The organism is Pseudomonas sp. NPDC087814, assembly GCF_044742865.1.
Classification (GTDB): domain Bacteria; phylum Pseudomonadota; class Gammaproteobacteria; order Pseudomonadales; family Pseudomonadaceae; genus Aquipseudomonas.
The window spans coordinates 1-5,125 of sequence record NZ_JBIUVK010000098.1; the positions used below are offsets into that span (position 1 = coordinate 1).

Annotated in this window: 4 protein-coding genes; all 4 read left to right on the forward strand. The window is 63.3% G+C overall.

All coding sequences use genetic code 11. The features are described 5' to 3' along the window. Positions 1 to 387: NADH-quinone oxidoreductase subunit NuoE (gene nuoE, locus ACIOMR_RS30705; RefSeq protein ID WP_401198169.1), on the forward strand; the 387-nt coding region annotated here is incomplete at its 5' end. Further along, entirely contained in the window at positions 384 to 1,739 is a 1,356-nt protein-coding gene (nuoF, locus tag ACIOMR_RS30710; protein WP_003219566.1) for an NADH-quinone oxidoreductase subunit NuoF, read from the forward strand. The genes nuoE and nuoF, both read left to right, overlap by 4 nt. A 135-nt stretch (positions 1,740 to 1,874) precedes the next feature. Beyond that, entirely contained in the window at positions 1,875 to 4,589 is a 2,715-nt protein-coding gene (gene nuoG / locus ACIOMR_RS30715) for an NADH-quinone oxidoreductase subunit NuoG (protein ID WP_102369437.1), read from the forward strand. Continuing rightward, positions 4,586 to 5,125, forward strand: a 540-nt coding sequence (locus ACIOMR_RS30720; RefSeq protein ID WP_401198173.1) for an NADH-quinone oxidoreductase subunit H, incomplete at its 3' end; no start/stop codon positions are given. The genes nuoG and ACIOMR_RS30720, both read left to right, overlap by 4 nt.

A 5,125-nucleotide genomic window follows, 5' to 3' on the forward strand; every position in this document is an offset into this window, starting at 1 on the left:
GCCTTGAAGATCGTCCAGAAGGAACGTGGCTGGGTGCCGGACGGCGCCCTCTACGCCATCGGCGAGATCCTCGGCATCCCCGCCAGCGACGTTGAAGGCGTGGCGACGTTCTACAGCCAGATCTTCCGCCAGCCGGTCGGCCGCCACATCATTCGCGTGTGCGACAGCATGGTCTGCTACATCGGTGGCCACGAGTCCGTGGTCAGCGAGATCCAGAGCAAGCTGGGCATCGGCCTGGGCCAAACCACTCCGGACGGGCGCTTCACGCTGCTGCCGGTGTGCTGCCTGGGCAACTGTGACAAGGCGCCGGCGTTGATGATCGACGACGACACATTCGGCGACGTGCAGCCTGCTGGCGTCACCCAATTGCTCGAGGGCTACCCATGACCCTGACTTCCTTCGGTCCTGCCAACCGCATCAAGCGGTCGGCCGAGACTCACCCGCTGACCTGGCGCCTGCGTGACGACGGCGAGCCTGTATGGCTTGACGAGTACCAGGCCAAGAACGGTTACGCGGCCGCGCGCAAAGCCTTTGCCGACATGGCCCAGGACGACATCGTCCAGACCGTGAAGGACGCAGGCCTTAAGGGCCGCGGCGGTGCAGGCTTCCCCACGGGTGTCAAGTGGGGCCTGATGCCGAAAGACGAATCCATCAACATCCGCTACCTGCTGTGCAACGCGGATGAAATGGAGCCGAACACCTGGAAAGACCGCATGCTGATGGAGCAACTGCCCCATCTGCTGATCGAAGGCATGCTGATCAGTGCCCGCGCGCTGAAAACCTACCGCGGCTACATCTTCCTGCGTGGCGAATACACCACCGCCGCCAAGCACCTGAACCGTGCCGTGGAAGAAGCCAAGGCCGCTGGCCTGCTGGGCAAGAACATCCTTGGTTCGGGTTTCGACTTCGAACTGTTCGTGCACACCGGCGCAGGGCGTTATATCTGCGGTGAAGAAACCGCACTGATCAACTCCCTCGAAGGCCGCCGCGCCAACCCGCGTTCCAAGCCGCCCTTCCCTGCCGCCGTGGGCGTGTGGGGCAAGCCGACCTGCGTGAACAACGTTGAAACCCTGTGCAACGTGCCGGCAATCATCGGCGACGGCGTGGAGTGGTACAAATCGTTGGCCCGCGAAGGCAGCGAAGACATGGGCACCAAGCTCATGGGCTTCTCCGGCAAGGTCAAGAACCCGGGCCTGTGGGAACTGCCTTTCGGCGTGACCGCACGCGAGCTGTTCGAGGACTACGCCGGCGGCATGCGCGATGGCTACACCCTCAAGGCCTGGCAGCCAGGCGGCGCCGGTACCGGCTTCCTGTTGCCAGAACACCTGGACGCTCAAATGTACGCCGGCGGCATCGGCAAGGTGGGCACCCGTATGGGTACCGGCCTGGCCATGGCCGTGGACAACACCGTGAACATGGTGTCGTTGCTGCGCAACATGGAGCAATTCTTCTCCCGCGAATCCTGTGGCTTCTGCACCCCGTGCCGCGACGGTTTGCCATGGAGCGTCAAGCTGCTGATGGCCCTGGAAAACGGCGAAGGCCGCGAGGGCGACATCGAGACCCTGCTGGGTCTGGTCGGTTTCCTCGGCCCAGGCAAGACCTTCTGTGCTCACGCACCGGGCGCCGTGGAGCCATTGGGCAGCGCGATCAAATACTTCCGCTCGGAGTTCGAAGCCGGCATCGCGCCTACCAGCGCCGCCGTCCCGCCTCTGGCAAGGCCGATCGTAGTCGGCGCGTAACGCTTAAAAAGGCGAAGGGTCCGTGCCCTTCGCTTTCTCATGTGCTGACGCCTTCAAGGCTGTGTTGATGCACATGAATAACAAGATTCCATTAGCCACGCCCGCTGACACCGGGCCAACGAAGAACTTTGAACCATGGCCACTATCCACGTAGACGGCAAAGAGCTCGAAGTCGATGGGGCAGACAACCTGTTACAGGCGTGTCTGTCGCTAGGCCTCGACATTCCATATTTCTGCTGGCACCCCGCCCTTGGCAGCGTTGGCGCTTGCCGCCAGTGCGCGGTCAAGCAGTACACCGACGAGAACGACACCCGTGGTCGTATCGTCATGTCCTGCATGACCCCTGCCACCGACGGCAGCTGGATCTCCATCGAAGACGAAGAAGCGAAAGTGTTTCGCGCCAGCGTCGTCGAATGGCTGATGACCAACCACCCGCACGACTGCCCTGTGTGTGAGGAAGGCGGCCACTGCCACCTGCAAGACATGACCGTGATGACCGGCCACAACGAGCGCCGGTATCGCTTCACCAAGCGTACTCACCAGAACCAGCAACTGGGCCCGTTCATCTCCCACGAGATGAACCGCTGCATCGCTTGCTACCGCTGCGTGCGCTTCTATAAGGACTACGCCGGCGGTACCGACCTCGGTGTGTTTGGCGCCCACGACAACGTGTACTTCGGTCGCGTTGAAGACGGCACCCTCGAAAGTGAATTCTCCGGCAACCTCACCGAGGTCTGCCCGACCGGTGTGTTCACCGACAAGACTCACTCCGAGCGCTACAACCGCAAGTGGGACATGCAGTTCTCGCCGAGCATCTGCCATGGCTGCTCCAGCGGTTGCAACATCTCCCCGGGTGAGCGCTACGGCGAACTGCGTCGGATCGAAAACCGCTTCAACGGTTCGGTCAACCAGTACTTCCTGTGCGACCGTGGCCGTTTCGGCTACGGCTACGTCAACCGCGAAGACCGCCCGCGTCAGCCACTGCTGGCCGACGGCGCCAAGCTGAGCCTCGACGAAGCACTGGATAAAGCCGCTGACCTGCTGCGCGGTCGCAACATCGTCGGTATCGGTTCGCCCCGCGCCAGCCTCGAAAGCAACTACGCGTTGCGCGAACTGGTGGGTGCCGAGCACTTCTACTCGGGTATCGAAGCCGGTGAACTGGAGCGCATCCGCCTCGTGCTGCAAGTCTTGAACGACAGCCCGCTGCCGGTTCCGAACATGCGCGACATCGAAGACCATGACGCGATCTTCGTCCTCGGTGAAGACCTGACCCAGACCGCTGCCCGTGTCGCCCTGTCCCTGCGCCAGTCGGTAAAAGGCAAGGCCGAAGACATGGCCGACGCCATGCGCGTCCAGCCATGGCTCGACGCTGCGGTGAAAAACATCGGCCAGCACGCGCTGAACCCGCTGTTTATCGCCAGCCTGACCGCCACCAAGCTCGACGACATCGCAGAAGAATGCGTACACGCCGCGCCTGACGACCTGGCCCGCATCGGTTTCGCCGTGGCCCACGCCCTCGACGCCAGCGCGCCTGCCGTAGAAGGCCTGGACGCTGAAGCCGCTGAACTGGCCAAACGCATCGCCGACGCCCTGCTGGCCGCCAAGCGTCCATTGATCATCGCCGGCACCTCGCTGGGTTCCAAGGCGCTGATCGAAGCCGCGGCCAACATCGCCAAAGCCTTGAAGCTGCGCGAGAAGAACGGTTCCATCAGCCTGATCGTGCCAGAGGCCAACAGCCTCGGCCTGGCCATGCTCGGTGGCGAGTCCCTGGACGCCGCCCTGCAAGCCGTGACCGACGGCAGCGCCGATGCGATCGTGGTACTGGAAAACGACCTGTACACCCGCACTGATTCGGCCAAGGTCGACGCAGCGCTGAACGCGGCCAAAGTGGTGATCGTTGCCGACCACCAGAAAACCGCCACCAGCGACCGTGCCCACCTGGTACTGCCCGCCGCCAGCTTTGCTGAAGGCGACGGTACCCTGGTCAGCCAGGAAGGCCGCGCCCAGCGCTTCTTCCAGGTGTTCGATCCGAAGTACATGGACGCCAGCATCCTGGTTCACGAAGGCTGGCGCTGGCTGCATGCCCTGCGCGCCACCCTGCTGAACCAGCCGATCGACTGGACCCAGCTCGACCACGTGACCGCTGCCGCCGCTGCCGCTGCACCGCAACTGGCACGCATCGTCGACGCTGCACCGTCCGCCGCGTTCCGCATCAAGGGCATGAAACTCGCCCGTGAACCGTTGCGTTACTCCGGTCGTACCGCCATGCGGGCTGACATCAGCGTGCATGAGCCACGTACACCGCAAGACAACGACACCGCGTTTGCCTTCTCCATGGAAGGTTACTCGGGTTCGGTCGAGCCACGTCAGCAGGTGCCTTTCGCCTGGTCGCCGGGCTGGAACTCGCCGCAGGCCTGGAACAAGTTCCAGGACGAAGTCGGTGGCCACATTCGTGCCGGCGACCCGGGCACCCGCCTGATCGAAAGCACCGGTGACTCGCTGAACTGGTTCGCCAGCGTTCCGCGTCCGTTCAACCCGGCCCAGGGTACCTGGCAGGTTGTGCCGTTCTTCCACCTGTTCGGCAGCGAAGAGACTTCTTCCAAAGCCGCGCCGGTACAAGAGCGCATTCCAGCCGCCTACGTGTCCGTAGCCAAGTCCGAAGCCGACCGCCTGGGCGTCAACGACGGTGCCCTGCTCAGCGTGAACGTCGCCGGCAAGACCCTGCGTCTGCCGCTGCGCATCGACGAAGAGTTGGGTGCTGGCCTGGTTGCATTGCCAAAAGGCCTCGCGGGGATTCCTCCGGCGATCTTCGGCCTTACCGTTGACGGTCTGCAGGAGGCAGCTCAATGACCTGGTTCACCCCTGAAGTGATCGACGTGATCATCGCGGTGGTCAAGGCCATCGTGATCCTGTTGGCCGTGGTCGTGGCGGGCGCCCTGCTCAGCTTCGTCGAACGTCGCCTGCTGGGCTGGTGGCAGGACCGTTACGGTCCGAACCGCGTTGGCCCGTTTGGTATGTTCCAGATCGCCGCCGACATGCTGAAAATGTTCTTCAAGGAAGACTGGACCCCGCCGTTTGCCGACAAGGTGATCTTCACCCTGGCACCGGTCGTGGCCATGAGCGCCTTGCTGATTGCCTTCGCAATCATCCCGATCACCCCGACCTGGGGCGTGGCGGACCTGAACATCGGCTTGCTGTTCTTCTTCGCCATGGCCGGCCTGTCGGTCTACGCGGTGTTGTTCGCCGGTTGGTCGAGCAACAACAAGTTCGCCCTGCTGGGCAGCTTGCGGGCCTCGGCCCAGACCGTGTCCTACGAAGTGTTCATGGGCCTCGCGCTGATGGGCATCGTGGTGCAGGTGGGCTCGTTCAACATGCGCGACATCGTC

Bases quoted from the DNA above. Each gene is read 5' to 3' on its own strand.
- nuoG (WP_102369437.1), top strand. From the start codon at position 1,875: ATGGCCACTATCCACGTAGACGGCAAAGAGCTCGAAGTCGATGGGGCA.
- nuoF (WP_003219566.1), top strand. From the start codon at position 384: ATGACCCTGACTTCCTTCGGTCCTGCCAACCGCATCAAGCGGTCGGCC.